This window comes from Streptomyces sp. NBC_00236 (assembly GCF_036195045.1).
GTDB lineage: Bacteria > Actinomycetota > Actinomycetes > Streptomycetales > Streptomycetaceae > Streptomyces.
On record NZ_CP108100.1, the window covers coordinates 1,372,916 to 1,395,259 of the forward strand.

The 22,344-nt window shown below is 71.3% G+C and carries 19 protein-coding genes and 1 tRNA gene; 6 read left to right on the plus strand and 14 right to left on the minus strand.

Annotation, left to right across the window (positions count from 1 at the left end):
• The 3 genes from OG446_RS06025 to OG446_RS06035 all read right to left on the minus strand — a co-directional run bounded on the left by OG446_RS06025 (nt 1) and on the right by OG446_RS06035 (nt 3,284).
• Nucleotides 1-1,041, minus strand: coding sequence for a sugar ABC transporter substrate-binding protein (locus OG446_RS06025; protein ID WP_328893040.1), 1,041 nt, complete (start codon nt 1,039-1,041; stop codon nt 1-3).
• Nucleotides 1,042-1,170: 129 nt separating this feature from the next.
• Nucleotides 1,171-1,950 (minus strand): SDR family NAD(P)-dependent oxidoreductase, encoded by a 780-nt coding sequence (locus tag OG446_RS06030; protein ID WP_328893041.1) that lies wholly within the window; start codon nt 1,948-1,950, stop codon nt 1,171-1,173.
• Nucleotides 1,947-3,284 carry an enolase C-terminal domain-like protein gene (locus tag OG446_RS06035; RefSeq protein ID WP_328893042.1) on the minus strand — a complete coding sequence of 446 codons (1,338 nt, stop codon included), beginning with the start codon at nt 3,282-3,284 and terminating at the stop codon, nt 1,947-1,949. Before OG446_RS06035 ends, OG446_RS06030 begins: the two co-directional genes overlap by 4 nt.
• A gap of 258 nt (nt 3,285-3,542) precedes the next feature.
• Between OG446_RS06035 and OG446_RS06040 the strand changes: the two genes are divergently transcribed.
• Nucleotides 3,543-4,592 (plus strand): PAC2 family protein, encoded by a 1,050-nt coding sequence (locus OG446_RS06040; protein WP_328893043.1) that lies wholly within the window; start codon nt 3,543-3,545, stop codon nt 4,590-4,592.
• Nucleotides 4,593-4,655: 63 nt separating this feature from the next.
• Here the strand turns inward: OG446_RS06040 and OG446_RS06045 are convergent, their stop codons facing one another.
• The 5 genes from OG446_RS06045 to OG446_RS06065 all read right to left on the minus strand — a co-directional run bounded on the left by OG446_RS06045 (nt 4,656) and on the right by OG446_RS06065 (nt 11,399).
• Nucleotides 4,656-7,706: an NPCBM/NEW2 domain-containing protein gene (locus OG446_RS06045; RefSeq protein ID WP_328893044.1), complete on the minus strand. Its 3,051-nt coding sequence runs from the start codon at nt 7,704-7,706 to the stop codon at nt 4,656-4,658.
• A 109-nt stretch (nt 7,707-7,815) separates the two neighbouring features.
• Nucleotides 7,816-9,045, minus strand: a complete 1,230-nt coding sequence (gene mshC / locus OG446_RS06050; RefSeq protein WP_328893045.1) for a cysteine--1-D-myo-inosityl 2-amino-2-deoxy-alpha-D-glucopyranoside ligase — start codon at nt 9,043-9,045, stop codon at nt 7,816-7,818.
• Between the two features lie 138 nt (nt 9,046-9,183).
• Nucleotides 9,184-10,023: an SCO1664 family protein gene (locus OG446_RS06055; RefSeq protein WP_328893046.1), complete on the minus strand. Its 840-nt coding sequence runs from the start codon at nt 10,021-10,023 to the stop codon at nt 9,184-9,186.
• The gene (locus OG446_RS06060; protein WP_328893047.1) at nt 9,987-10,577 is read right to left on the minus strand and encodes a DUF3090 domain-containing protein; all 591 of its coding nucleotides are present in this window, start codon (nt 10,575-10,577) and stop codon (nt 9,987-9,989) included. The genes OG446_RS06055 and OG446_RS06060 overlap by 37 nt, the downstream gene beginning before the upstream one ends.
• A gap of 108 nt (nt 10,578-10,685) precedes the next feature.
• Nucleotides 10,686-11,399, minus strand: a complete 714-nt coding sequence (locus OG446_RS06065; RefSeq protein WP_328893048.1) for a histidine phosphatase family protein — start codon at nt 11,397-11,399, stop codon at nt 10,686-10,688.
• A 67-nt stretch (nt 11,400-11,466) separates the two neighbouring features.
• Between OG446_RS06065 and corA the strand changes: the two genes are divergently transcribed.
• Entirely contained in the window at nt 11,467-12,453 is a 987-nt protein-coding gene (gene corA, locus OG446_RS06070) for a magnesium/cobalt transporter CorA (RefSeq protein ID WP_328893049.1), read from the plus strand.
• A 24-nt stretch (nt 12,454-12,477) separates the two neighbouring features.
• On the opposite strand, the gene OG446_RS06075 is transcribed toward corA, so the two are convergent.
• Complete coding sequence (locus OG446_RS06075) at nt 12,478-13,266, minus strand: ferritin-like domain-containing protein (RefSeq protein WP_328893050.1); 789 nt, start codon at nt 13,264-13,266, stop codon at nt 12,478-12,480.
• A gap of 332 nt (nt 13,267-13,598) precedes the next feature.
• Complete coding sequence (locus OG446_RS06080) at nt 13,599-14,648, minus strand: LLM class F420-dependent oxidoreductase (RefSeq protein WP_328893051.1); 1,050 nt, start codon at nt 14,646-14,648, stop codon at nt 13,599-13,601.
• A gap of 140 nt (nt 14,649-14,788) precedes the next feature.
• On the opposite strand from OG446_RS06080, the gene OG446_RS06085 reads away from it, so the two are divergent.
• Nucleotides 14,789-15,772 (plus strand): aldo/keto reductase, encoded by a 984-nt coding sequence (locus tag OG446_RS06085; protein WP_328893052.1) that lies wholly within the window; start codon nt 14,789-14,791, stop codon nt 15,770-15,772.
• Nucleotides 15,769-18,024 carry a helix-hairpin-helix domain-containing protein gene (locus OG446_RS06090; RefSeq protein ID WP_328893053.1) on the plus strand — a complete coding sequence of 752 codons (2,256 nt, stop codon included), beginning with the start codon at nt 15,769-15,771 and terminating at the stop codon, nt 18,022-18,024. The genes OG446_RS06085 and OG446_RS06090 overlap by 4 nt, the downstream gene beginning before the upstream one ends.
• A gap of 117 nt (nt 18,025-18,141) precedes the next feature.
• On the opposite strand, the gene OG446_RS06095 is transcribed toward OG446_RS06090, so the two are convergent.
• A complete protein-coding gene (locus OG446_RS06095; RefSeq protein WP_328893054.1) occupies nt 18,142-18,801 on the minus strand; it encodes a hypothetical protein in 660 nt (219 codons plus the stop codon).
• A 47-nt stretch (nt 18,802-18,848) separates the two neighbouring features.
• Here OG446_RS06095 and OG446_RS06100 point away from each other — a divergent pair, with 47 nt between their 5' ends.
• Nucleotides 18,849-19,037 carry a DUF5703 family protein gene (locus tag OG446_RS06100; protein WP_136328229.1) on the plus strand — a complete coding sequence of 63 codons (189 nt, stop codon included), beginning with the start codon at nt 18,849-18,851 and terminating at the stop codon, nt 19,035-19,037.
• 58 nt (nt 19,038-19,095) lie between these two features.
• On the opposite strand, the gene OG446_RS06105 is transcribed toward OG446_RS06100, so the two are convergent.
• From OG446_RS06105 to OG446_RS06115, 3 genes are all read right to left on the minus strand, one after another.
• On the minus strand, nt 19,096-19,869 hold the full coding sequence (locus OG446_RS06105) for a chaplin (protein ID WP_328893055.1): 774 nt from the start codon (nt 19,867-19,869) through the stop codon (nt 19,096-19,098).
• Nucleotides 19,870-20,007: 138 nt separating this feature from the next.
• Nucleotides 20,008-20,241, minus strand: a complete 234-nt coding sequence (chpH, locus tag OG446_RS06110; protein WP_123528131.1) for a chaplin ChpH — start codon at nt 20,239-20,241, stop codon at nt 20,008-20,010.
• 150 nt (nt 20,242-20,391) lie between these two features.
• Entirely contained in the window at nt 20,392-21,726 is a 1,335-nt protein-coding gene (locus tag OG446_RS06115; protein WP_328893056.1) for a M20/M25/M40 family metallo-hydrolase, read from the minus strand.
• Nucleotides 21,727-21,909: 183 nt separating this feature from the next.
• On the opposite strand from OG446_RS06115, the gene OG446_RS06120 reads away from it, so the two are divergent.
• Nucleotides 21,910-21,994 (plus strand) — tRNA-Leu (locus tag OG446_RS06120).
• Nucleotides 21,995-22,344: the final 350 nt, after the last annotated feature.

Consider the following 22,344-nt stretch of genomic DNA (forward strand, 5'->3'; position numbering starts at 1 on the left):
TTAGCTCTTCTTCTCCAGCTGATTGGCCCACAGCTTCGGGTCGTCCACGTTGTCCTTGGTGACCAGGGGCGCGGGGAGCTGGTCCTCGAAGCCGTTCGGGATCTTGACGATGTTCGAGTCGTGGTCGGTGGGGCCTTCCTTGAAGGTCTTCCCGGCCAGGGCCGCCTTGGCGTAGTAGAGCGCGTACTTCGCGTAGAGGTCGGCGGGCTGGGAGATCGTCGCGTCGATCTTCCCGGCCTTGATCGCGTCGAACTCCTCCGGGATGCCGTCGTTGGAGATGATCGTGATGTGGCCCGGGGTGCCGGCCGGCTTCAGCAGCTTCTTCTGCTCCAGCAGCGCGAGGGTCGGCTGCAGGAAGACTCCGCCGGCCTGCATGTAGATGCCGTTGATGTCGGGGTGCGCGGCCAGGGTGGACTGGAGCTTGGCGGACGCGACGTCGCCCTTCCACTCGGTGGCCAGCTCGAACACCTTGATGCCCGGGAAGTCCTTGTCCATGCAGGCCTTGAAGGCCTCGGACCGGTCGCGGCCGTTGATCGAGGACAGGTCTCCCTGGAACTCGACGACCTTGCCCTTGCCCTTCAGCTGCTCGCCGAGGTACTTGCAGGCGTTCGTCCCGTACGCCTTGTTGTCGGCGCGCACCACCATGTAGATGTTGCCCTTGTCCGGGCGGGTGTCGACGCTGATGACGGGGATCTTCTTGTCGTTCAGCGTGTTGAGCGACTCGGCTATCGCACCGGTGTCCTGAGGAGCCATCACCACGGCCTTGGCGCCCTGGTCCGTGAAGGTCTGGACGTTGGCGACGAGCTTGCCGATGTCGTTCTGTGAGTTGGTCAGCGGCAGGGCCTTGACCTCGCCGTCCTTCACTCCCTTCTCGACGTAGTTCTGGTAGGCGTTCCAGAAGTCGCTGTCGCTGCGCGGCAGGTCGATGCCGACCTTCTCACTGCCCGCACCCCCGTCCGATGATTCGCGGTTGCAGCCCGCCAGGGCAGTGACGGCCAGCAGTACGGCGCAGGCCGCCGCACTCGTCGTACGCACTCTCATGGGTGTCCCGTTCCTTTGTGAGTACCGGCTCGAAGGATCTGATGGCATTGCGGGGGTGCGTGGTACAGGTGGTGCGGATGCTGTGAGAGGTGCGGTCCCGAGCGTCCCGTCCGGACCGCGCGTCCCGGTTCAGCTGTCGGCGGGGCGCAGGCGCAGCCCCTGCATTCCGCCGTCGACCGCCAGGGCCGTGCCCGTCACGGAGGCCGCGGCGGGGCTGGCGAGGTAGAGGATCGCGGCGGCCACCTCGTCGGCGGAGACCAGCCGGCCCAGCGGCTGCCGGGCGCCCAGGGCCGCGCGTTCGGCGGCCGGGTCATCCGCCTGACTGAGCAGCCGGCCGATCCACGGGGTGTCCGCCGTGCCCGGGTTGACGCAGTTGACCCTGACCCCCTCGCGGACGTGGTCCGCGGCCATGGCCAGTGTCAGGGACAGGACGGCGCCCTTGCTCGCGCTGTACAGGGCGCGCTGGGGCAGCCCCGCGGTCGCGGCGATCGAGCAGGTCTGGGTGATCGATACGGCGCCGGGGCGCTCGGCCGCGGCCCTGCGCAGGTGCGGCAGCGCGTGCCGGGCGGTGCGGACCATGCCGAGGACGTTGATGTCCAGGACGCGGGTCCACTCGTCGTCGTCGTTGTCCTCGACGCTGCCGATGGAGCCGATGCCCGCGTTGGACACGAGCGTGTGCAGGGAGCCCAGTTCGGCGGCGGCCCGGTCGACGGCCTCGCGTACCGCGGCGTCGTCGGTGACGTCCGCCTTCATGGCCAGGACGCCCTCGGGTGCCCCGGCGGTCTCCCGGTCGAGTACCGCGACGCGGGCCCCGCGCTCCAGCAGCATGGTCGCGACGGCGGCCCCGATACCGGAGGCACCGCCCGTCACCAGAGCGTTCATCCCCTCGAAGTCGCGTGTGCCGGTCATCGGCTGTCCTCCTCGTTGGTGCGGCGGGCCTGCCATACGGGACCCTCCGGGTAGCGGTGTGCGGCGATCGACTCGGGGTGCATCCGGGCGGAGAAGCCCGGTGCCGCCGGAGCGGAGTAGCGCCCGGACTCGATCACGGTGGGGTCGACGAAGTGTTCGTGGAGGTGGTCGACGTACTCGATCACCCGGTCATCCCAGGTGCCGGAGACCGCCACGTAGTCGAACATCGAGAGGTGCTGGACCAGCTCGCACAGTCCGACGCCACCGGCGTGCGGGCAGACGGGCACGCCGAACTTGGCGGCGAGCAGCAGGATCGCCAGGTTCTCGTTGACACCGGCGACGCGCGCCGCGTCGATCTGGACGAAGTCGACGGCTCCGGCCTGGAGCAGCTGCTTGAACACGACACGGTTGGCGACGTGTTCACCGGTGGCGACCTTGACCGGCTGGCCGGCGCGCACGGCGGCGTGGCCGAGGATGTCGTCGGGGCTGGTCGGCTCCTCGATCCAGTGCGGGTCGTACGGCGCGAGCGCGGTCATCCACTCCACCGCGTCGGCGACGTCCCACCGCTGGTTGGCGTCCACGGCGATGCGTACGCCGGTGCCGACGGCGTCCCGGGCGAGGGCGAGCCTGCGGACGTCGTCGGCGACGTCACCGCCGACCTTGAGCTTGATCTGGGTGAAGCCGTCGGCGACGGCCTCCTTCGCCAGTCGCACCAGCTTGTCGTCGGAGTAGCCGAGCCAGCCGGGCGAGGTGGTGTAGGCCGGGTATCCCTCGGCGCGCAGCCGCTCCGCACGCTCGGCCCGGCCGGGCTCGGCGGCGCGCAGGATGGCGAGTGCCTCCTCGGGGGTGAGGGCGTCGGTGAGGTACCGGAAGTCGACGAGGGAGACGAGCTCCTCGGGCGTCATCTCGGCCAGGAACTGCCAGACGGGTCTGCCCGCGTGTTTGGCCGCCAGGTCCCAGGCGGCGTTGAGGACCGCGCCGGCCGCCATGTGCATCACGCCCTTCTCGGGGCCCAGCCAGCGCAGTTGGGAGTCGTGCGTGAGGTCCCGGTAGAGCTCGCCGAGGTCGGCCGCGGTGCGGGGCACCGGCCGGCCGGTCAGGTAGGGCCGCAGCGCCTCGATGGCGGCCGCCATCACCTCGTTGCCGCGCCCGATGGTGAAACAGAAGCCGTGCCCCTCGATGCCGCCGCCGTGACCGTCCGCTCCCTCGGTACGCAGCACGACATAGGCGGCCGAGTAGTCGGGATCGGGGTTCATGGCGTCCGAACCGTCCAGTTGTTCCGAGGTCGGAAAACGGATGTCGTGGACCTCGAAATCCGTGACGGTCTGACTCATGTGCGCCCCCAGGGGATATAACATCGGACCTCTGCTCTGGTCATCCGATGTATAGCGCCCTGAAGGCCCCAACGTCCAGAGTTGAGCGGAAATTGACCCCACACAGCTCGGATGTCTGGCGGGGCCGATGCCCCGCTGCAGCCGGTGACGCGGCCTCGGCCGGCCGGGTTCGCCCCACCGTGCGCAAGGGCTGCGGCGGGAGTGGCCGGAAGCCGTAAGGTTGTTCCGTACGCAAGGGAACTTCGGAAGGAGGCCTGGGTGATCGAGCTCGAGGGGGTTCCCGAGCTGATCGACCCGGTCATGGTGGCCGCGTTCGAGGGGTGGAACGACGCAGGTGACGCCGCCTCCACGGCGGTCGCGCATCTGGACCGGGAGTGGAAGGGCGAAGTGTTCGCGGCGCTGGACGCCGAGGACTACTACGACTTCCAGGTCAACCGCCCGACCGTCTTTCTGGACGGCGGGGTACGCAAGATCACCTGGCCGACCACCAGGCTCTCCGTGGTCCGTATCGGCGGCGACAAGCCACGCGATCTCGTCCTGGTCCGGGGCATCGAGCCGTCGATGCGCTGGCGCTCGTTCTGCAACGAGATCCTGGGATTCGCCCATGAACTGGGTGTCGAGATGGTGGTGGTGCTCGGTGCGCTGCTCGGCGACACCCCGCACACCCGGCCGGTGCCGGTCAGCGGTGTCACCTCCGACCCGGATCTGGCGCGGACCATGGACCTGGAAGAGACCAAGTACGAGGGGCCGACCGGCATCGTCGGCATCCTCCAGGAGGCGTGCACGCACGCGGGTGTGCCGGCGGTGAGCCTGTGGGCGGCGGTGCCGCACTACGTCTCGCAGCCGCCCAACCCGAAGGCCACCCTGGCGCTGCTGAACCGCCTGGAGGACCTCATCGGGCTGCGCATCCCGCTGGGTGAACTGCCCGAGGACGCACGTGCCTGGCAGCTCGGGGTGGACCAACTGGCCTCCGAGGACAGTGAGGTGGCGGAGTACGTGCAGACGCTGGAGGAGGCCCGGGACACCGCGGAGCTGCCCGAGGCGAGCGGTGAGGCCATCGCCCGGGAGTTCGAGCGCTATCTGCGACGCCGGGATCCCGGCCCCGGCCAGGCTCCGGGCGGGCACGCCACGGAGAGCGGCGAAGGCTCGTATCTGCGGGACCCGTCGAGCGGCCGGGCCAGGCCGCCGAAGCCGCCCAGGCCGGAGACCGGCCCCGGAAAGGGCTCCCCGCCGGCCGGTGGTTCCGCAGGCAGCGTGCCGCCGGACGATTCGTCGGACGACTCGCCGGACGACTCCTCGGAGGACTGATCCGGGCAGCGCGGAGCCGGGCGGGTGCGTACCCGCCCGGCTCCCCTGCGTCGCTGCCGGCATTCAGGAACAGACGAAGCGCGCCGCGCCCCAGTCCCCGTGGTCACCGGTCTTGGACCCGTTGGTGTCCGTGACCTTCAGACGCACGTGCCGCGCACCGTCGAGCGGCACGTCGACCGGCACCGTCGCCGAAGCACCGGTCACCTTCGGCGAGGTCCACAGCACCTTGCCGTCCGCCTCGACGGAGAACGCCACCTCGCCGTAGCCGTTGATCTCGTCGTCGATCCCTGCCTCGGCGGTGAACTTCGAGCAGTGTCCGCCGAGATAGACCTCGATGTCGGAGTCGGCGTGGGTGCCGATCCCCTTCTCGTACACCTTCCCGGCCAGGGTCAGCGGGTGTCCGTCGGCCGCGCCCGACTCGCCGTTGCTGCGGTCGCGCTCCGCCGGTCCGTACCCGTTGGACGAGGTGAGCCACTCCAGGTCGCTCGCCCACGCCTCACCGGTGGGCGGAGCCGGCATCACGGCGGTGGCGAAGCGCCGCACGGCCGTACGGGACTCGCCCGCCGACCGGTAGCGCGTGAGTGCGGTGATCCTGGTCTCCCCCGCCTCGGCGTCCTTCGCCGGGGCCACCTGGACCTCGACGCGCCGGGTGGTGCCCGCCGGGATCCGGTCCACGGGCGCGGCCGGCGTGGTCTGCCAGCCCTCGGGGACGTCGAGCGAGACCACGGCGTCCGTCACATCGGCCGTGCCGGCGGTGACGTCGACGGCGACGGTGTCCCTGGCTCCCGCGCCGATCTCCTGCCCCTGCGGCATGGAGAGGCCGGCGGTCGCGGAAGCGTCGCGCCCGCCGACCGCGCTGGTGTTCTCCAGCTTCACGGAGAACTTCTTGTCCGTGGACAGCGGTGCGGTCCTGATCTTGACCACGCCGCCGCGGTCGTCGCGGTCGTACCACCAGCCCTGCTTCGCCGAGGCGTAGGCGGCGGCCGATTCCAGCCGGGGCAGCTTGCCGGTGAGCTTCACCGCGCTCGGTTCGGAGCCGGTGTGCACGCTGAACTCGTACGGGCGGCTGCTCTGCTTGCCCTCGAACGTCCCCTTGCTCTCACCAATGTTCACGGTGACGTCGCCCGCGCCCCTGGCCGGTGCGCCGACGTCGGCCCGCTGGGTGGCGTACGCGCCGTCGCGGTGCTGCCGGGTCACCCCGTCGTCCTCGTACAGCGTGAAGGAGGAACGGCCCTGCGGGTAGATGTCCCAGGCGAGCGGGGAGGTGGCGGTGCGGTCCTTGTACGAGCGGATGCCGGGCCACATCGGCACACTGGCACCGCCCTTGACGAACAGCGGCAGCGTGTCGAGCGGGGCGTCGTAGTCGTCGACCGTGACCGGCCCCTCGTACGTCCGTCCGCTCCAGTAGTCGGTCCAGGTGCCCTTGGGCAGATAGATGCCGTCGCGCTCGGTGCTGTCCTCGTAGACCGGGGCGACGAGGAAGTCCTCGCCGGACATGAACTCGTACTTCGCCGCGTCCGTCGCCGCCTTCGGGTCGTCCGGGTACTCCAGCGCCAGCGGGCGGACCATGCCGACGCCTGTCTTCGTCGCCTCGTGGGCGTAGGAGTACTGGTAGGGCAGCAGCGATTCCTTGAGCTTCAGGTAGTCGCGGTTGACGGAGGTGTACGGCTCCCCGTAGCGGAAGGGCTGCTTGTCGCTGGCCGCCCAGCCGTCCATGGTCATCGTGGTCCCCAGGAACATCTTCCACTGGAGGTCGCGGGTGTACGTCTTGGCGCTGCCGCCGAAGATGCCGTCGACGTCGCCCGTGGTGTAGGCGAGGCCGGACATCGTGGCGCCCGCGTAGGTCGGGATCTGCCAGCGGATGTAGTCCCAGGTGCCGTACTGGTCCCCGGACCACTGGACACCGCAGCGCTGCGCGCCCGACCAGCTCTCGGGGGCGTAGGTGAAGCCGCGGGCGTCGCTGTTGTCCTCGATGCCCTTGTACGCGTCCTTGCAGCCGTCCAGCGCGAACTTGTAGCCCTCGCCGACCCAGGCCACGTCCAGCTTGGCCACGCGCTGACCGGCCTTGACCTGGTCGGCGATCTTGTCGATGCCGTCCTCGGTCCACAGCCCGAGCTCCATGTCGCGGTCCTGCAGACCCTTCGCCGTCTCGGCGAGGTCCTCGTAGCCGCAGCCGTAGCCGTCGTTGACGAGCATCCAGCCGTTCGGCATGTCGTTCTCGACGTAGCCGTCGGCCACCTTCAGCGCGTCCAGGGTGCGTCGCTCGCCCCGGTTGGCGTTGTGCAGGTAACAGTCGGAGTCGCCCATCTCCAGTCCGTAGACCGGGGGCATGAACGGCTTGCCGGTCAGCTTCGTGTACTGGCCGATGACGTCCTTGGCGTTGTCACCCGCGAAGTAGTAGGCGTCGAAGCGCCGCTCCTGCTCGGTGGTGGTCACCGGGTCGGTGAAGGCGTAGGTGCCCGGTGCGAAGGTGTTGCGGAAGACGCCGTAGCCGGCCGACGAGAGGTAGAACGGCACCGAGTTGGGGTGCCCGCCGTCGTCCCAGTTGTAGTCGACGCCGACCTCGACGGTCTTGTCCCGGTGCGAGGTGTTGCCGCGGCCGTTCTGCATGCCGGCGCCGTAGAACTGCTCGTCGGCGCCGCGGGCCAGGGTCTGGGTGGTCTTCTCGTCGTCCCAGCCGATCCCCTTCGCCTCGGACCAGACCAGGCTGCCGTCGGCCCGGTACAGGGCGAACCGCAGAGGCGACTTGTAGACACGCAGGGTGACATCGCCCGTGGAGAGGTCGTAGCGGTCGCTCCGCTCCTTCCAGCGGGTGCGGGGCGGTGTGCCCTGCGGCAGGACGATGGCATCGCCGGCGGGGTCCTCGAAGGTGCCGTCGGGGGCCAGTTCGATACGGAAGGTCTCCTCGGACACGAAGCTGACACGGGCCTTCGCCGCCCCCGCACTCAGCCGGTACACCGGCCCGTCGGCGGTGAAGCCGGTGAGGTCACCGACCGTCGTGCCTGCGGGTTCGGCCGGGTCGGCCGCCTGTGCGCTGCCCGGTCCCGAGACCGCGGCGAGCAGCCCCAGCAGCGCTGCAACTACTGCCCCTCTGATGCGCGTTGATGATTGCATAGAGCGCTTTTAGCGCAGCATCGAGCATTTGACCATGGACAAAACGGAACCGGCCCCGAACTTCATCAAGAAGTTCGGGGCCGGTGAACGAACGTAATGCGGCGGGCAGTTACAGCGCGACACCGAGCAGGGCGTCGACGGTGCGCGAGACGAGTCCCGGCGCTCCCTCGTCCGTCCCGCCCTCGGCGGTCTGCCGCTCGGCCCAGCGGTCCACGGCGGCCAGCGCCGCCGGGGCGTCCAGGTCGTCGGCGAGGGCCGCGCGGACCTCCTCCACCAGGGCGTCGGCGGACAGCCCGTCGGGCCGGGAGACGGCGGCGCGCCACCGTGCGAGTCGCTCCACCGCGTCGGCGAGCACCTGGTCGGTCCACTCCCAGTCGGAGCGGTAGTGGTGCGAGAGCAGCGCGAGGCGGATCGCCGCCGGGTCCACGCCGTCGCGGCGCAGCACCGAGACGAACACCAGGTTGCCCCGGGACTTGGACATCTTCTCGCCGTCCAGGGCGACCATGCCGGCGTGCACGTACGCCTGGGCGAACGGGTGCTCGCCGGTCAGCACCTGGGCGTGCGAGGCACCCATCTCGTGGTGCGGGAAGGCTAGGTCGGAGCCGCCTCCCTGGATGTCGAAGCCCATGCCGAGGTGGTCCAGGGCGATGGCCACGCACTCGATGTGCCAGCCGGGCCGGCCGGCACCGAGCGAGGCGCCGTCCCAGCTCGGCTCGCCCTCACGGGCGGCCATCCAGAGCATCGGGTCGAGCGGGTTCTTCTTGCCCGGGCGGTCCGGGTCGCCTCCGCGTTCGGCGGAGAGCAGCCGCATCGCTTCGGCGTCGAGGTTGGAGACCTCGCCGAAGTGCGGGTCGGTGTCGACGGAGAAGTACACATCGCCGTCGAGTTCGTAGGCGGCACCCGCGTCCCGGAGCCGTTCGACGAGCGGCACGATGCCGGGTATCGCCTCGACGGCTCCGATGTAGTGCTGCGGCGGGAGCATGCGCAGGGCAGTCATGTCCTCACGGAACAGGGCCGTCTCGCGCTCGGCGAGCTCGGTCCAGTCCTGTCCGTCGCGCACGGCCCGCTCCAGCAAGGGGTCGTCCACGTCGGTCACGTTCTGGACATAGTGAACCTGCCGCTTGGTGTCGAGCCACACGCGCTGAACGAGGTCGAACGCGTTGTAGGTCGCCGCATGACCCATGTGGGTCGCGTCGTACGGCGTGATGCCGCAGACATAGATGCGGGCGACGGGACCGGGGTCAAGGGTGATCCGTCCGCCGGTCGCGGTGTCGTGGATCCGAAGGTCGCGGCCCTTGCCAGGCAGGGCGGGGACCTCAGAAGCGGGCCAGGCATGCATGCCACGAGCGTAACCGGACGCGGCTTCCGGATACGAACCGGAGGGGGGATCCTGACCGAAGAGGCACTCTTGCGCCCCGCCACGGAAGGTGCATGCCCCGGCGTTTCCCGGGGTCCCCCGGCGGTCACCGGGGCTTGATCACACCGGTGGCCACGGGATGGCGGGCCACTCGCCGCTCGGCTCGCGATGCAGCCCCGTGCCCCGCAGCGCCGCCACACGGGCCCTCAGGGCCTCGATCTCCGCGGCCGTGATCAGTTCCCCCAGCCGGGTGACCAGCGCGGCCCCCGGCTCCAGCTCCGCGGCAAGCCGGTCCAGCACCTCGACGGCCTCCGCCGGCAGCGGCTCCCCCGCCCAGCCCCACAGCAGCGTGCGCAGTTTGTCGTCCGCGTTGAAGGTCACACCGTGATCGATGCCGTACAGCCGGCCGTCGGGCGCGGGCAGCAGGTGGCCACCCCTGCGGTCGCCGTTGTTGATCACGGCGTCGAGCACCGCGAGCCGGCGCAGCCGGGGATCGTCGGCGTGCACCAGCAACGCCGTCCTCCCCTCCCCCACCTCGGCGAGCACAACAGGCTTCCAGCCCTCGCCCGGCTCCTCGTCCTCGACGAGCGCGAGCAGCCCGGGCGTGCCCTCTTCCTGCGGCGCCGCCTCGATCCAGAGCTGGCACATGCCCTCGCCGTACGGCCCGTCCCGCAGCACGGTCGGGGGCACCAGGCCCCACCCCGTCACCTCGGACACCTCGTAGGCGGCCACCTCGCGCTGGGCGAGGGTGCCGTCGGGGAAGTCCCACAGGGGCTGCTCGCCCGCCACCGGCTTGTAGACGCAGTGCGCCTCCTCGCCCTCGTACGCGACCGAGCAGTAGAGCACCGCGTTGGAGGCCCCCCGGACCTGTCCGAGGACCGTGAGCTTTCCCTTGCCGAGCAGGGTGATCAGCCCGTCGTCGCTCAGGCGCCGCGACGGTATCCGTTCTGGCGCGGGCATACGTGTCCTTCCGGGTCGAGCGGCAGGCTGCACAGCGGGCACGGGGGGCGGCCGGCGTTCACGACGTCCAGGGCGCGTTTGGCGAAGGCCCTGGCCTGGGCGCCGCTGAGCCGGACCCGGAGCATCGGCGGGCCGTTCTCCTCGTCCTGGAGCAGCCGCTCCTCGGCCTCCGCGAGGTCCTCGACGGAGTCCGCGTCCAGTTCGACCAGGGCCTGCGCCTCGACGATCATGCGCTGTTCCTCGCCGTCCCAGGCGAGCGCCATGGTGCCGACCCGGAACTCCTCCTCGACGGGGGCGTCGAGCGGGGCGGTGTCGGTGACGTCCATCGGGGCCACGGCCGGCACCGGCGAATTCCCGCCGGTGCGCCGCACCACTTCGTCGAGCAGTTCGTCGACCCGCTCGGCGAGCGCGGCGACTTGGGTCTTCTCCAGGGCAACGCTGGTGACACGTCCGCCTGAGGATGCCTGCAGGAAGAACGTACGACGTCCAGGCAGCCCGACCGTGCCGGCCACGAAGCGGTCCGGGGGGTCGTAGAGGAACACCTGACGGGACACGTCCTGTCTCCCTTGAAAATTGACGGCATATGAGGGTCGGCCGGGCCGGGCCGGGAGAGTTCCCCCGGAAAGGCGTCTACGGCGCGTCCACCCTACTGCGCGGAGCGATCACGGTGCCCCAGCGCCGCCCCCGACCGTCGCGTCCTCCTCGCCGCCGCCCTTCCCGGCGCTCGCGTCGGGGGCCGGTTCACTCGGTGCCAGGGAGGCCAGATCGCCGGTGTCACCCAGGCGCAGCAGGAACGGGCGGAGCCTGGTGTAGCGGATCGCGGTGACGGAACACGGGTCGGCGTGGACGCGCTGGAAGAGGTCCAGATGCATGCCGAGGGCGTCGGCGACCAGGGACTTGATGATGTCGCCGTGGGAGCACATGACGTAGACGGCGTTCTCACCGTGCTCCTCCTCGATCCTCGCGTTCCAGTCCCGTACCGCGTCGACGGCGCGTGCCTGCATCGCCCGCATCGACTCGCCGCCGGGGAACGCCGCGGCGGACGGATGCTGCTGCACGACCTTCATCAGCGGCTCGTCGGTCAGCTCGGCGAGCTTGCGCCCGGACCAGTCCCCGTAGTCGCACTCGCTGATCCGCTCCTCGGTGTGGAGCGTCAGTTCCGGCCGGGCGGCGAGCAGCGGCCCTAGGGTCTCCCGACAGCGCTGCAGGGGGCTGCTGACGACGGCGGCGAGGGGCAGGGCGGCCAGCCGCCCGGGGAGCGCGGCGGCCTGCTCGGTGCCGCGCTCGTCGAGTGCGACACCGGGGGTACGGCCCGCGAGCACCCCGGACGTGTTGGCGGTGGAGCGTCCGTGGCGTACGAGGATCAAGGTCGGCATACCGGCCAGCGTAGGCCGACGCCCACGCAAAGGTGCGCCGGGGACCCGAGCAGGGAAGAATGCGCGCGTGATCGTGGACTGCGCCATTTACCGGGACGGACGCCGCACCGACGGACCCGCCGACTTCTCCGATGCCCTCGACGAGGCGCGGGCCAGCGGTGACGCGTTCCTGTGGATCGGCCTGCACGAGCCGACGGAGAAGGAGTTCGAGCTGGTGAGCAGCGAGTTCGGGCTGCATCCGCTGGCGGTGGAGGACGCCCTGTCGGCGCACCAGCGTCCCAAGCTGGAGGTGTACGACGACTCGCTGTTCGCGGTGATCAAGCCGATCGTGTACGAGCACGAGAGCGACTCGGTCAGCGCGGACGAACTGATGGTGTTCATAGGCGACTCGTTCGTGGTGACGGTCCGGCACGGTGAGGGCGCGCCCCTGGCCGCGGTCCGCCGTCGGCTGGAGGCCGAGGTCGATGTGCTCAAGCACGGGCCCACGGCGGTCCTGTACGCGATCAGCGACGCGATCGTGGACCACTACATCGATGTCGCGGGTGAGCTCCAGGTCGACCTGGAGGAGCTGGAGACGCAGGTCTTCGCGCCGAGCGGGACGGGCGATTCCAAGAACACCGCGGCCCGCATCTACACCTTCAAGCGCCAGGTGCTGGAGTTCCGCCGGGCGACGGTCCCGCTGGCCGTGCCGATGGCCCGGCTGGCCAGCGCCGGGGTGCCGTTCGTCCACGAGCACTCGCAGCCGTTCTTCCGGGACGTCCAGGACCATCTGACGCGCGCCAACGAGCAGGTGGAGGGGCTGGACCGGCTGCTCTCGGACATCCTGTCGGCGCATCTCGCGCAGATGGGGGTGCGGCAGAACGACGACATGCGCAAGATCTCGGCCTGGGCGGCGATGGCAGCCGTGCCCACCATGGTCGCGGGGATCTACGGCATGAACTTCGAGCACATGCCCGAGCTGCGGTGGGTCTGGGCGTACCCGGCGGTCGTCCTGCTGATGGCGGGCGCGGTCATCGGCCTGTACCGCCAGTTCAAGCGCCGCGGCTGGCTCTGACGCGGACGCCCGGGCCGGCCCGCCTCAGGCGAACTCGGGTGCCGGTACGGCCGGCCCGCCCAGCGCGTCCCGCCGCTCGGGAGGCGCCAGGCTGACCATGCGCCGCCAGCCGAGGAGCCGCTCGTACGCGTGGACGGCGTGGATCCCCGCCGCCAGCACCGCGGCCCTCGCCCGGGACCAGCCGAGGACGCGGCCCATGTGATCCATCACGGCCAGGCTGACATCGCGGTAGACCCGGATCTCGGCGAGGGCGCACTCACGCAGGATGTGCTGGATCGTCCGTCCGTGCCCCGCCGCGGCGAAGCGCAGGAGCTCCTCGTGGCAGTACGCGAGGTGGTTGTCCTCGTCGTTGGAGATCATCCTGACCGCGCGGCCCAGGTCGGGGTGGTCGGCGAAGTGCTTGCGCAGCAGCCGCATCTGCTCGGAGGCTCGTTGTTCCGTGACCCGGCTGTGGGCGAGGTAGGTGATGATGTCGCGCTCGGTGAGCGGCTCCTCGCGCCCCAGCTGCTCGTGGGCGAGTCCGATGCCGTGCTTCTCCAGCAGCATCGTGTAGTCGGTCTCGTGCGGGACCGGGACGGCGGTCAGACCGCGCTTCCTCAGCAGGGCGTTGAAGATCCGCCCGTGCTTGTCCTCGTCGGCGCCGTGCCGGGCGATCTTCGGGGCGAGCGCGCGCTGGCTCGCGGGCACGAGCGCGGCGATGCGGCCGTTCTCCCAGCCGCCCTGGGATTCCCCGCTGGCAGCGATGGAGCAGAACAGCCGGAACGCCTCGTCGTCGTCGAGCATCTCCTGAAACAGGTTCTTCGCTGAGAGCATCACTGCCACCTCCGTGCCTGCGTCTGCCGAGCGCCAGTCAAATGCGACTGGTCCCGACGGGCAACAGGGGAGCTCCCGCACTGGGCCGAACGGGGTACCGGCCCTCGCGGCGGACCCACCCAGGCGAACCGTTTCCGCACAGGCCCCGTAACCCGGCCGCCCCTCGCGCGTTGTCCCTCGTGACGGCCGTGGCGGGGAGGACCCCCGAGCCCCCACCACGGCCGTAGGGCCTGTCGTCGGACTGCCGTAGCCGCCCGAAGGGCGGCCGCGCGTCGCACGGCAGACGGCAGTCCGACGACAGGCCCTGACTGCCCGGCGCGGGCAGGGCCCGTTCAGGCGAGTCCGGAGCGCTCCAGCGCGTCCGTGCCGGCCCGCAGGGCGGCGAGCCGCTCGTCGAGCGTGAAGCCCGCGGGGGCCAGGGTCAGGGTCGTGACACCGGCTGCCGCGTAGGCCTGCATCCGGTCGGCGATCCGCTCCACCGATCCCAGCAGCGTGGTCTGGTCGATCAGCTGGTGCGGTACGGCTGCGGCGGCGCCGGCCTTGTCGCCGGACAGGTACTTCTCCTGGATCTCGGCGGCCTCCTTCTCGTACCCCATGCGCTGGGCGAGCTGGTTGTAGAAGTTCTGCTTGGCGCTGCCCATGCCGCCGACGTACAGCGCGGTGTACGGCCGGAACATGTCGGCGAGGCCCTTGACGTCGTCGCCCACGGCGAGCGGCAGCGTCGGGCAGACGTCGAAGCCGTCCATGGTCTTGCCGGCCTTCTCCCGCCCGGCCCGCAGGTACCGCATCGCGGTGTCTTCCAGATGCTCCGCGGACGGGAAGATCAACAGGGCGCCGTCGGCGATCTCGCCGGTCTGCTCCAGGTTCTTCGGCCCGATCGCGGCGATGTAGAGCGGGATGTGCTCGCGCTCGGGGTGCACGGTCAGCTTGATCGGCTTCCCGGGGCCGCCGGGCAGCGGGAGCGTCCAGTGCTGCCCCTCGTACGAGAGCCGCTCGCGGGCCATCGCCTTGCGGACGATCTCGACGTACTCCCGGGTGCGGGCGAGCGGCTTGTCGAACTTGACGCCGTACCAGCCCTCCGAGACCTGCGGCCCGGACACGCCGAGGCCGAGGCGGAAGCGGCCGCCGGAGAGCGAGTCGAGCGTGGCCGCGGTCATGGCCGTCATGGCGGGCTGGCGGGCCGGGATCTGCATGATCGCGGAGCCCACGTCGATGGACTCCGTCTGTGCGGCGACCCAGGACAGCACGGTCGGCGCGTCGGAGCCGTAGGCCTCGGCCGCCCAGCAGACGTCGTAGCCGAGCCGGTCGGCCTCCTGCGCGACGGCGAGGTTGTCGCCGTCCATTCCCGCGCCCCAGTAACCGAGATTGATGCCGAGCCGCATAGCCGCTCCCCTTACTGATCAGTAACGTCCCTGTGTTCCGGACTCTAGCGCGCGGGAGGGCGATACGGCAGGGGCCACCCGGGCCCCTGTTGTCCACAGGCCTGCCACGTGCGCGGCTCCGGCCAGTAACCTCAGCGCCCATGGAGCAGAGGCATCTCGGCCGCACCGGCCTTCGAGTGTCCCGGATCGGGCTCGGCACCCTCACCTGGGGCCGGGACACCGACGAGCACGACGCTGCCGAGCAGCTGAAGGCGTTCTGGGAGGTGGGCGGCACCCTGGTCGACACCGCGGACGTGTACGGCGGCGGGGAGGCCGAGTACCTGCTCGGGCAGCTCGTCGCCGGTCTGGTGCCCCGGCACGACCTGGTCATCGCGACCAAGGCCGGCAGCGTGGCCGATCCGTACCGCAGGTTCAACGGCTCGCGCGGACATCTGCTGGCCGCCCTGGACGCCTCGCTGGCGCGGCTGGGTACGGACTACGTGGATCTGTGGCAGGTCCACGCCTTCGACCCCATGACCCCGCTGGACGAGACGCTCCAGGCCCTGGACATCGCGGTGTCCAGCGGACGCGCCCGCTATGCGGGAGTGTCCAACTTCTGCGGCTGGCAGCTGGCGAAGGCCGCGACCTGGCAGCTCGCCTCGCCCGGTGTGCGGACCCGGCTGGCCAGTACGCAGATGGAGTACTCGCTGCTGCAGCGGGGCGTGGAGCGCGAGGTGCTGCCGGCCGCGCTCGACCTCGGCGTCGGGCTGCTGCCGTCGTCCCCGCTGGGCCGTGGCGTGCTGACCGGCAAGTACCGCACGGGAACCCCGGCGGACTCCCGCGGCGCCTCCGAACTGCTGGCCCCGTTCGTCGAGCCGTATCTCGACGACCCGGCGAGCCGCATCGTGCACGCCGTGGCGACGGCGCCCGACGGGCTGGCCACCACGGCGCTCCAGGTGGCCCTGGCCTGGGTGCGCGACCGGCCGGGAGTGGTGGCCCCGATCATCGGCGCGCGCAACGCGCAGCAGCTCACGGAGGCATTGTCAGTGGAGACGCTTAGTCTTCCTGACGAGATCTGCCAGGCGCTCGACGATGTGTCGGCGCCCGTGCACCGCTATCCCGACCAGGACTGGAGCACGCTGTGACTGCGCTTCCCCGGGGGGAATCCCCCGGCCCCTCGGCCACCGACGACGACAGCGTCGTCGCGGACGAGCCCGCCACCGCGCCCGCACCCGCCGATCAGACGGAGGCCGCCCACGACGGTGCCGACGGGGCGACGGCCGACGGCCCCGGGGAGGAACCGGACGGGTCCGCGCCCCAGGAGGACGCCGCCACCGCGGACGGGGGCACCGAGGGCGGCGCCACCGCTGCCGCGGCACCCACCGAGGCCGAGGCGGAGCTGGCCGCCCAGCGCGAACTGCGCGAGCGGATCGAGAAGCGCAAGGCCGAGAAGGAAGGGCCCATCGCCGCCGGTACGAAGCTGAGCGGCCCGGCGGCCGATCTGCTGGCGGCCGTGCGCGCCGTGGAGAGCGGCGAGAAGCCCGGCACCGCCTTCTTCGACTCCCCCGCCCCGCCCCCGGCCCGCCGGAGCGTCCCCGCACCGGTGCCGGTGCGCACGCAGGCCCCCGAGCCCGTCCGCGCGTCCCGGGGCGCGTCGCCCGAGACCGTCGCCGCAGTGGCGGCCGTACTGGCCGAGGGAGGGGCCCCGGAGGCCCTGGCGGCCCCCGCCGCCGCCGTCCTGGGCGCTCAGGCCGACGAGGCACTGCGGGAGGACCCGTGGCAGCTGCTGTCCCTGCCGGGTGTCGGCCCGGAGCAGGCCGACACCTTCGCCCGCGCCCTGCTGGACACCGGATGCGGACCCGACGACGAGCGGCGCACGGCGGCCCTGGTCGGCTGGCTGCTGGAACGGGCCGCCCTTCAGGGCCACACCGCCCTGGACGCGGAGCAGGTGCGCGCCGCGCTCGCCGCGCGGGCGGTGACCGACCCCGGCGCAGCGGTGCAGCACGCCATCGCGGAGGGCGTCGTCCTGGTCTTCCAGGACGGCCCGGAGGCCGAGGACGCCGACGGAGAGACGGACGAGGAGAGCGAGGGCACGGGCGACGGGGGCGCGGAGCCGGCGGCGGAGCAGGAGCCGGTCCAGGTCCTCCTCGGCCTCGACCGGTACGCGCTGGCGGAGGAGAGCCTCGCCGACGGAATCGCCCGGCTGGTCAACGCCTGCGAGAAGGACGCCGACTGGTCGGAGGCCGCCGCGGCGGCCCCCTCCCCCTCGGCCGCGGAGCTGATCCGCACCGCCGCCGCCCACGGCCTCGTCGCGCACACGGGCGGCGAGGCGGCGCGGGCCGAACCCGCCGCGCTGATCGCCGCCGCCGCGGGCCTCGGTCTGCGGGCCCTGGGCGCCACGCACAGCGTGGACGGCCGGCAGCGGCTGGCCGCTGTGGCCGGCGACGCCTCGGCGGCCGTCACGCTGGCCGGGCTGCTCGCCGGCACGGAGGGCCCCGGGCGGGACGAGGAGGGGGCGCTCGCCCTCGACCTGCTCGTCGTGCTGGACGCCCCGCAGCTGGACGTGGAGACCGGCGCGATGCTGGTGGAGTCCCTCGCCGACGGCACCCGTCTGGTGTTGAGCGGCGACCCCGGCGTGCTGGGCTCGGCCGGCGCGGGGCGGGTGTTCGCCGATGTGCTGGCGGCCCGCGCCTGCCCCCAGGTCGTCTCCCGCACCCCGGACCCGGGGCCGATCGGCGAACTGGTCTCGGGCATCGGCATCGGGGAGCTGAACCAGGTGGAGGCGCCGGGCAAGGAGGTCGTGATCGTCCCCGTGCGGGACGCGGGCGAGGCCGTGCACCGCACGGTGCAGCTGGTCGCCGACTCCGTGCCGCGCGCCATTGGCGTGCCCTCCTCGGACACCCAGGTCATCACCGTCGGCCACGGCGGCTCGGCGGGCACCCGGGCGTTGAACGAGGCGCTCAAGCAGCGGCTGAACCCCGGCCCCGGCCGCTTCGGCGGTTTCGACCCCGGGGACCGGGTGGCCCATGTCCCCGCGCCGGGCAGGACCGTGCCCGGTGTGGTCGTCTCGGCCGACGCCGAGGGCCTGCATCTGGACTGTGCGGGGAGCCCCGTCGTCGTACCGCAGGAGCGGGTCGCCGCCTCCGTCCGGCATGCCTGGGCGCTCAGTGCCCACCAGGCGGCGGGGATGCGGTGGCCCGCGGCCGTCGTCGTCCTGCCCGGTGACGCGGCCCAGGGGCTGAGCCGCCCCTGGGTCTACACCGCGTTCGGCCGGGGGGAACGGCATCTGTCCGTGGTGCACGGTGTCGACCAGGCCCTGGCCCGTGCCGTGGCCCAGTCCCCCGCCCAGGACCGCACCACCCGGCTGCGGACGCTGCTGGAGGCGTCCGACGGCTGACGGACGGCACGAAGGGCCGGACGGACGCGTCGCGCGTCCGCCCGGCCCTTCGGCACGGCTCCGTCAGGGGCGGGGGGAGCAGGCCTGTGGGAAGCGATCAGGCCTGGGGGGAGGGATTCAGGTCCTGTCCCTCGTCAGACCGTCCAGCTCCTCGTCCAGATCGTCCTCGTCGAAGACCGCGCTGACGTCGAAACGGCAGACCACCCGCTCCGGGTCCGCGTCGTCGAACGGGGCGCCGAGCCACTCCCCCGGCTCCGGCAGCTCGTCCGCGGCCGCGACCCAGAGCGTGGAATCGCCCTCCTCCAGGCCGAACTCCGTGTGCCGGGAGGCGATCTCGTCCGCCTCGTACTCCCCGAAGAGCACCCCCAGTGCCGCGTGGACACTGCTGCCGACCACGGCCGCCCTCTCGCTCCCGCGGTCCTCGGGGTCCACGTCGGCGAGGCGCTGTGCCTGCGCGAGCAGCCGCTGCGGCTCCACCACCGCGTAGTCGCGGCGGATCAGCACGCTGACGGCGTTCGGCTCCTCCGGGCCGCTGTACGGCGGCAGGGAGTCCTCCACCCCCGGAATCTCGAACGGGGTGACCTCGTCGTGGCGGTCGTAGAGGAGTTCGTCGTAGACCTCGGCCGCAGCGGCCAGTGCGTTGAACGCGTCGTAGACAGCGGGGTCGTCGTCCCCGGACCGGCGCTCGACCGCCGCGAGGTGGTGGTCGATCGCGGCTTTGACCGCATCGGCGGCGGCGCGTACCTCGGCAGCGGTGGGCTGCGCAGCATCAGACATAGGGCAGACGCTATCCGTACACGGGCTCTGCCCGCACAATAGATGCGATGCCGGAATACGAATTTGTCGATGTGTACGTGCCGCGCGGGGTGTCCCGGAAGGAGACGGCCCGCCTGTTGACCGACCATGCCGAGTACGGGCACTGGGAGTTGGACCGGCTGACGCTGCGCCTGGACGGCAGTCGCCGGGTGCGGCTGCGGCGGCGGATCATCCGCCAGCTGCGGGCCACCTGGTGAGACGGAAGGGCCCCGCGTCGCCGCGGGGCCCTTCCCTTCGCCGTACTGACCGCTGCCGTCAGGCGGCGGCCTTGGCGCGGCGGTACAGCACCGTGCCCGCACCGGCCAGCAGCAGGCCGGCGCCCGCCGGGACGAGCAGGTCGAGCCCGCCCGCTCCGGTGTGCGCGAGCTGCGGCGTGCTCGCCGGCAGGGTCTGCGGTTCGGGCGCGTTCGGGACGGTGCGCGGTCCGGGCGTCGGCGGTGTCACGTGGGTGACGGGGGTCTCCGGGACGACCGGCGGCGTGCTGTCGTTCTCGCACGTGTTGCCCAGGGCGGGGTTGAGCAGGCCACCGATGGTGACGCTGTTCCCGCAGGCGTTCACGGGGATGTCGATGGGCACCTGGATCTGGTTCCCCGAGAGCAGACCGGGCGAGCCCTTCGCGGTCCCCTCGGCGGTGGCCCCTCCCCCGTTGTCGCTGCCGACGGCCCGGTGCTTCCCGGTGCCCGCCCGCACCCCCTGACCGCGATCGTCGGACGCCCGGCCGTTGTCCGAGGCGTGACTGCCCGGGGTTCCCGCGGTCGAACCGTGACGGCCGGTGGCCGCACCGTCCGAAGTGTTCGCACAGGCGTTGCCCGCCGCCGGGTTCAGCAGCCCCACGACGTTCACGGAGTTGCCGCAGACGTTGACCGGTACCTCGACCGGGATCTGTACCGAATTCCCTGAAAGCACCCCCGGGGAATTCGATGCGCCGCCGGCCGCTCCCGCGTCGGCGTGCGCGTAACCGCCACTGAGCGCGAGCACGCCGCCCGCAGCCGCCATGGTGATCAGGCCTTTACGCGTGACCTGTCGCATAGGTTGTTTCCTGCCTTCTACCTTCCGGAATACCCCCGGACTTGACCGTGCGGGGGCAAAGGACCCGACGGCCCCGGAGCACATGGCGTGCGCTCCGGGGCCGAGCGGGCTCAAACCCTTACGGGTTGACGCACAACGTCAGGCGTTGACGCAGGTGTTGCCGAAGGCCGGGTTCAGCAGCCCGATCACGGAGATCGTGTTGCCGCACACGTTCACGGGAACGTGGACGGGAACCTGGACGACGTTGCCCGAGAGCACGCCGGGGCTGCCGATGGCGGCACCCTGGGCACCCGAGTCGGCGACGGCCATGCCGGCACCCGCGAGAACCAGACCACCGGTGACAGCCGCAGCGGCGACGATCTTCTTGATCATTATTCCTCCTAGTTGGCAAATGCGGTCCCAGCCGCGGACCGCATCACCTGTAACGAGGAAGAAGTAATCGGGCTACGAGCGATCCGTCCCTTTCACTCGTTCCGGTTAGGTACGTACAAGCTGGCGATTATGACGACGGGTATCGACTTTTCAGCTGTTGTCGATGAAACGGTCGAGCACCCGTGCACCGAACTTCAGGCCCTCGACCGGTACGCGCTCGTCCACACCGTGGAACATGCCGGCGAAGTCGAGCTCCGGCGGGAGCTTCAGCGGAGCGAATCCGAAGCACCGGATACCCAGGTCGTCGAAGGACTTGGCGTCCGTACCGCCGGAGAGCATGTACGGGACCGCGCGCGCGATCGGGTCCTCGGCCTTGAGCGCGATCTGCATCGCGTCCACGAGCGAGCCGTCGAAGTCGGTCTCCAGCGCCTTGTCCCCGTGCACGTCCTCGCGCTTGACGCGCGGGCCGAGGATCCGGTCCAGGTCGGCCAGGAACTCCTGCTCGTACCCCGGCAGGAAACGGCCGTCGACGTGGGCGGTCGCCTGCCCCGGGATCACATTCACCTTGTAGCCCGCGCCGAGCATGGTGGGGGCCGCCGAGTTGCGCAGGGTCGCGCCGACCATCTTGGCGATGCCGCCCAGCTTGGCGAGCGTGGCGTCCATGTCCTCGGGGTCGAGCGGAGTGCCGAGCGCGTCGGACAGCTCGTCCAGGAAGGACCGCACGGTCTTGGTCACCCGGACCGGCCAGTTGTGCCGTCCCAGCCGCCCGACCGCCTCGCACAGCTCGGTGATCGCGTTGTCGTCATTGGTCATCGAACCGTGGCCGGCCGTGCCGTCCACGGTCAGCCGCATCCAGTGCATGCCCTTCTGCGCGGTCTCCACCAGGTAGAGCCGCAGGTTCTCGTTGACCGTGAAGGAGAAGCCGCCGACCTCCCCGATGGCCTCGGTGACGCCCTCGAACAGGTCAGGGTGCTTGTCGACGAGATACCGGGCCCCGTACGTACCGCCCGCCTCCTCGTCCGCGAGGAAGGCGAGCACGATGTCGCGCGGGGGCTTGCGTCCGCTGCGCATCCGGTCGCGCACGACCGCCAGGGTCATCGCGTCCATGTCCTTCATGTCGACCGCGCCCCGCCCCCAGACGCAGCCGTCCGCGATCTCTCCCGAGAAGGGGTGGTGCGTCCAGTCGTGCGCGTTGGCCGGCACGACGTCGGTGTGGCCGTGGATCAGCAGCGCCGGCCTGGACGGGTCCTCGCCCTCGATCCGCGCCACCGTGGAGGCACGGCCCTTGTGGGACTCGAAGATCTGCGGCTCGAGCCCCACCTCCGCCAGCTTCTCCGCGACGTACTCGGCGGCCAGCCGCTCGCCCGGTCCCGAGTGATCCCCGTAGTTGCTGGTGTCGATCCGGATCAGGTCACGACAGAGGTCGACGACCTCGTTCTCGGCGCTCTCACCCGAGCCGGTCCTGGCCGCTTTGGTCTCACTCACGCTGGTTCCCTCCGCTGTCGCTGTGGTGCTCCCCCACATCCTCCCGCGCCCGGCCCTCGCACCCAAGGCCGCCCACCCCCCGTCACACGCCCGTCACACCGCCGGGGGCGTGATCGAGCACCCTCCAATGTTTGCTATGGTTTTCCACGTCGGAACGGGCAAGGCCCGCGAGACAGACACCTAGTCCGGGTGGCGGAATGGCAGACGCGCTAGCTTGAGGTGCTAGTGCCCTTTATCGGGCGTGGGGGTTCAAGTCCCCCCTCGGACACAGAACACATGCCGATCAGGAGAGATCCTGATCGGCATGTTGCGTTGCCGGGGGGCCACGACCGGGGAGAGCCGGCCGTCCTGATCGCCGCCGGGACGGTTCCTCAGCTCCTGGCCGAGATCCGGCAGGCGTCCACACCCGGCCCGTACGCGTGGCACCTCACCGCCGTCGGGCGCCGCAGGAAGCACGTCGCGCCCTGCCCTGCGGTCCGCCGCCCCGGCCGCCCGGGCGCGCCCCCGAGAGGCTTGGCGGTACCGCTCGGGGACGACCGGGCGGCGAGTATCGACTCAAGCCGGACCGGGCCGGCGCCTCCCGACCGGATCACCGGCGTCGCGCACTGCTACATCAGC

Excerpts from the sequence above, each read along its gene's own strand:
- OG446_RS06025 (WP_328893040.1), bottom strand. The coding sequence starts at position 1,041 with ATGAGAGTGCGTACGACGAGTGCGGCGGCCTGCGCCGTACTGCTGGCC.
- OG446_RS06030 (WP_328893041.1), bottom strand. The coding sequence starts at position 1,950 with ATGACCGGCACACGCGACTTCGAGGGGATGAACGCTCTGGTGACGGGC.
- OG446_RS06035 (WP_328893042.1), bottom strand. The coding sequence starts at position 3,284 with ATGAGTCAGACCGTCACGGATTTCGAGGTCCACGACATCCGTTTTCCG.
- OG446_RS06045 (WP_328893044.1), bottom strand. The coding sequence starts at position 7,706 with ATGCAATCATCAACGCGCATCAGAGGGGCAGTAGTTGCAGCGCTGCTG.
- mshC (WP_328893045.1), bottom strand. The coding sequence starts at position 9,045 with ATGCATGCCTGGCCCGCTTCTGAGGTCCCCGCCCTGCCTGGCAAGGGC.
- OG446_RS06055 (WP_328893046.1), bottom strand. The coding sequence starts at position 10,023 with ATGCCCGCGCCAGAACGGATACCGTCGCGGCGCCTGAGCGACGACGGG.
- OG446_RS06065 (WP_328893048.1), bottom strand. The coding sequence starts at position 11,399 with ATGCCGACCTTGATCCTCGTACGCCACGGACGCTCCACCGCCAACACG.
- OG446_RS06075 (WP_328893050.1), bottom strand. The coding sequence starts at position 13,266 with ATGCTCTCAGCGAAGAACCTGTTTCAGGAGATGCTCGACGACGACGAG.
- OG446_RS06080 (WP_328893051.1), bottom strand. The coding sequence starts at position 14,648 with ATGCGGCTCGGCATCAATCTCGGTTACTGGGGCGCGGGAATGGACGGC.
- OG446_RS06085 (WP_328893052.1), top strand. The coding sequence starts at position 14,789 with ATGGAGCAGAGGCATCTCGGCCGCACCGGCCTTCGAGTGTCCCGGATC.
- OG446_RS06095 (WP_328893054.1), bottom strand. The coding sequence starts at position 18,801 with ATGTCTGATGCTGCGCAGCCCACCGCTGCCGAGGTACGCGCCGCCGCC.
- OG446_RS06100 (WP_136328229.1), top strand. The coding sequence starts at position 18,849 with ATGCCGGAATACGAATTTGTCGATGTGTACGTGCCGCGCGGGGTGTCC.
- OG446_RS06105 (WP_328893055.1), bottom strand. The coding sequence starts at position 19,869 with ATGCGACAGGTCACGCGTAAAGGCCTGATCACCATGGCGGCTGCGGGC.
- chpH (WP_123528131.1), bottom strand. The coding sequence starts at position 20,241 with ATGATCAAGAAGATCGTCGCCGCTGCGGCTGTCACCGGTGGTCTGGTT.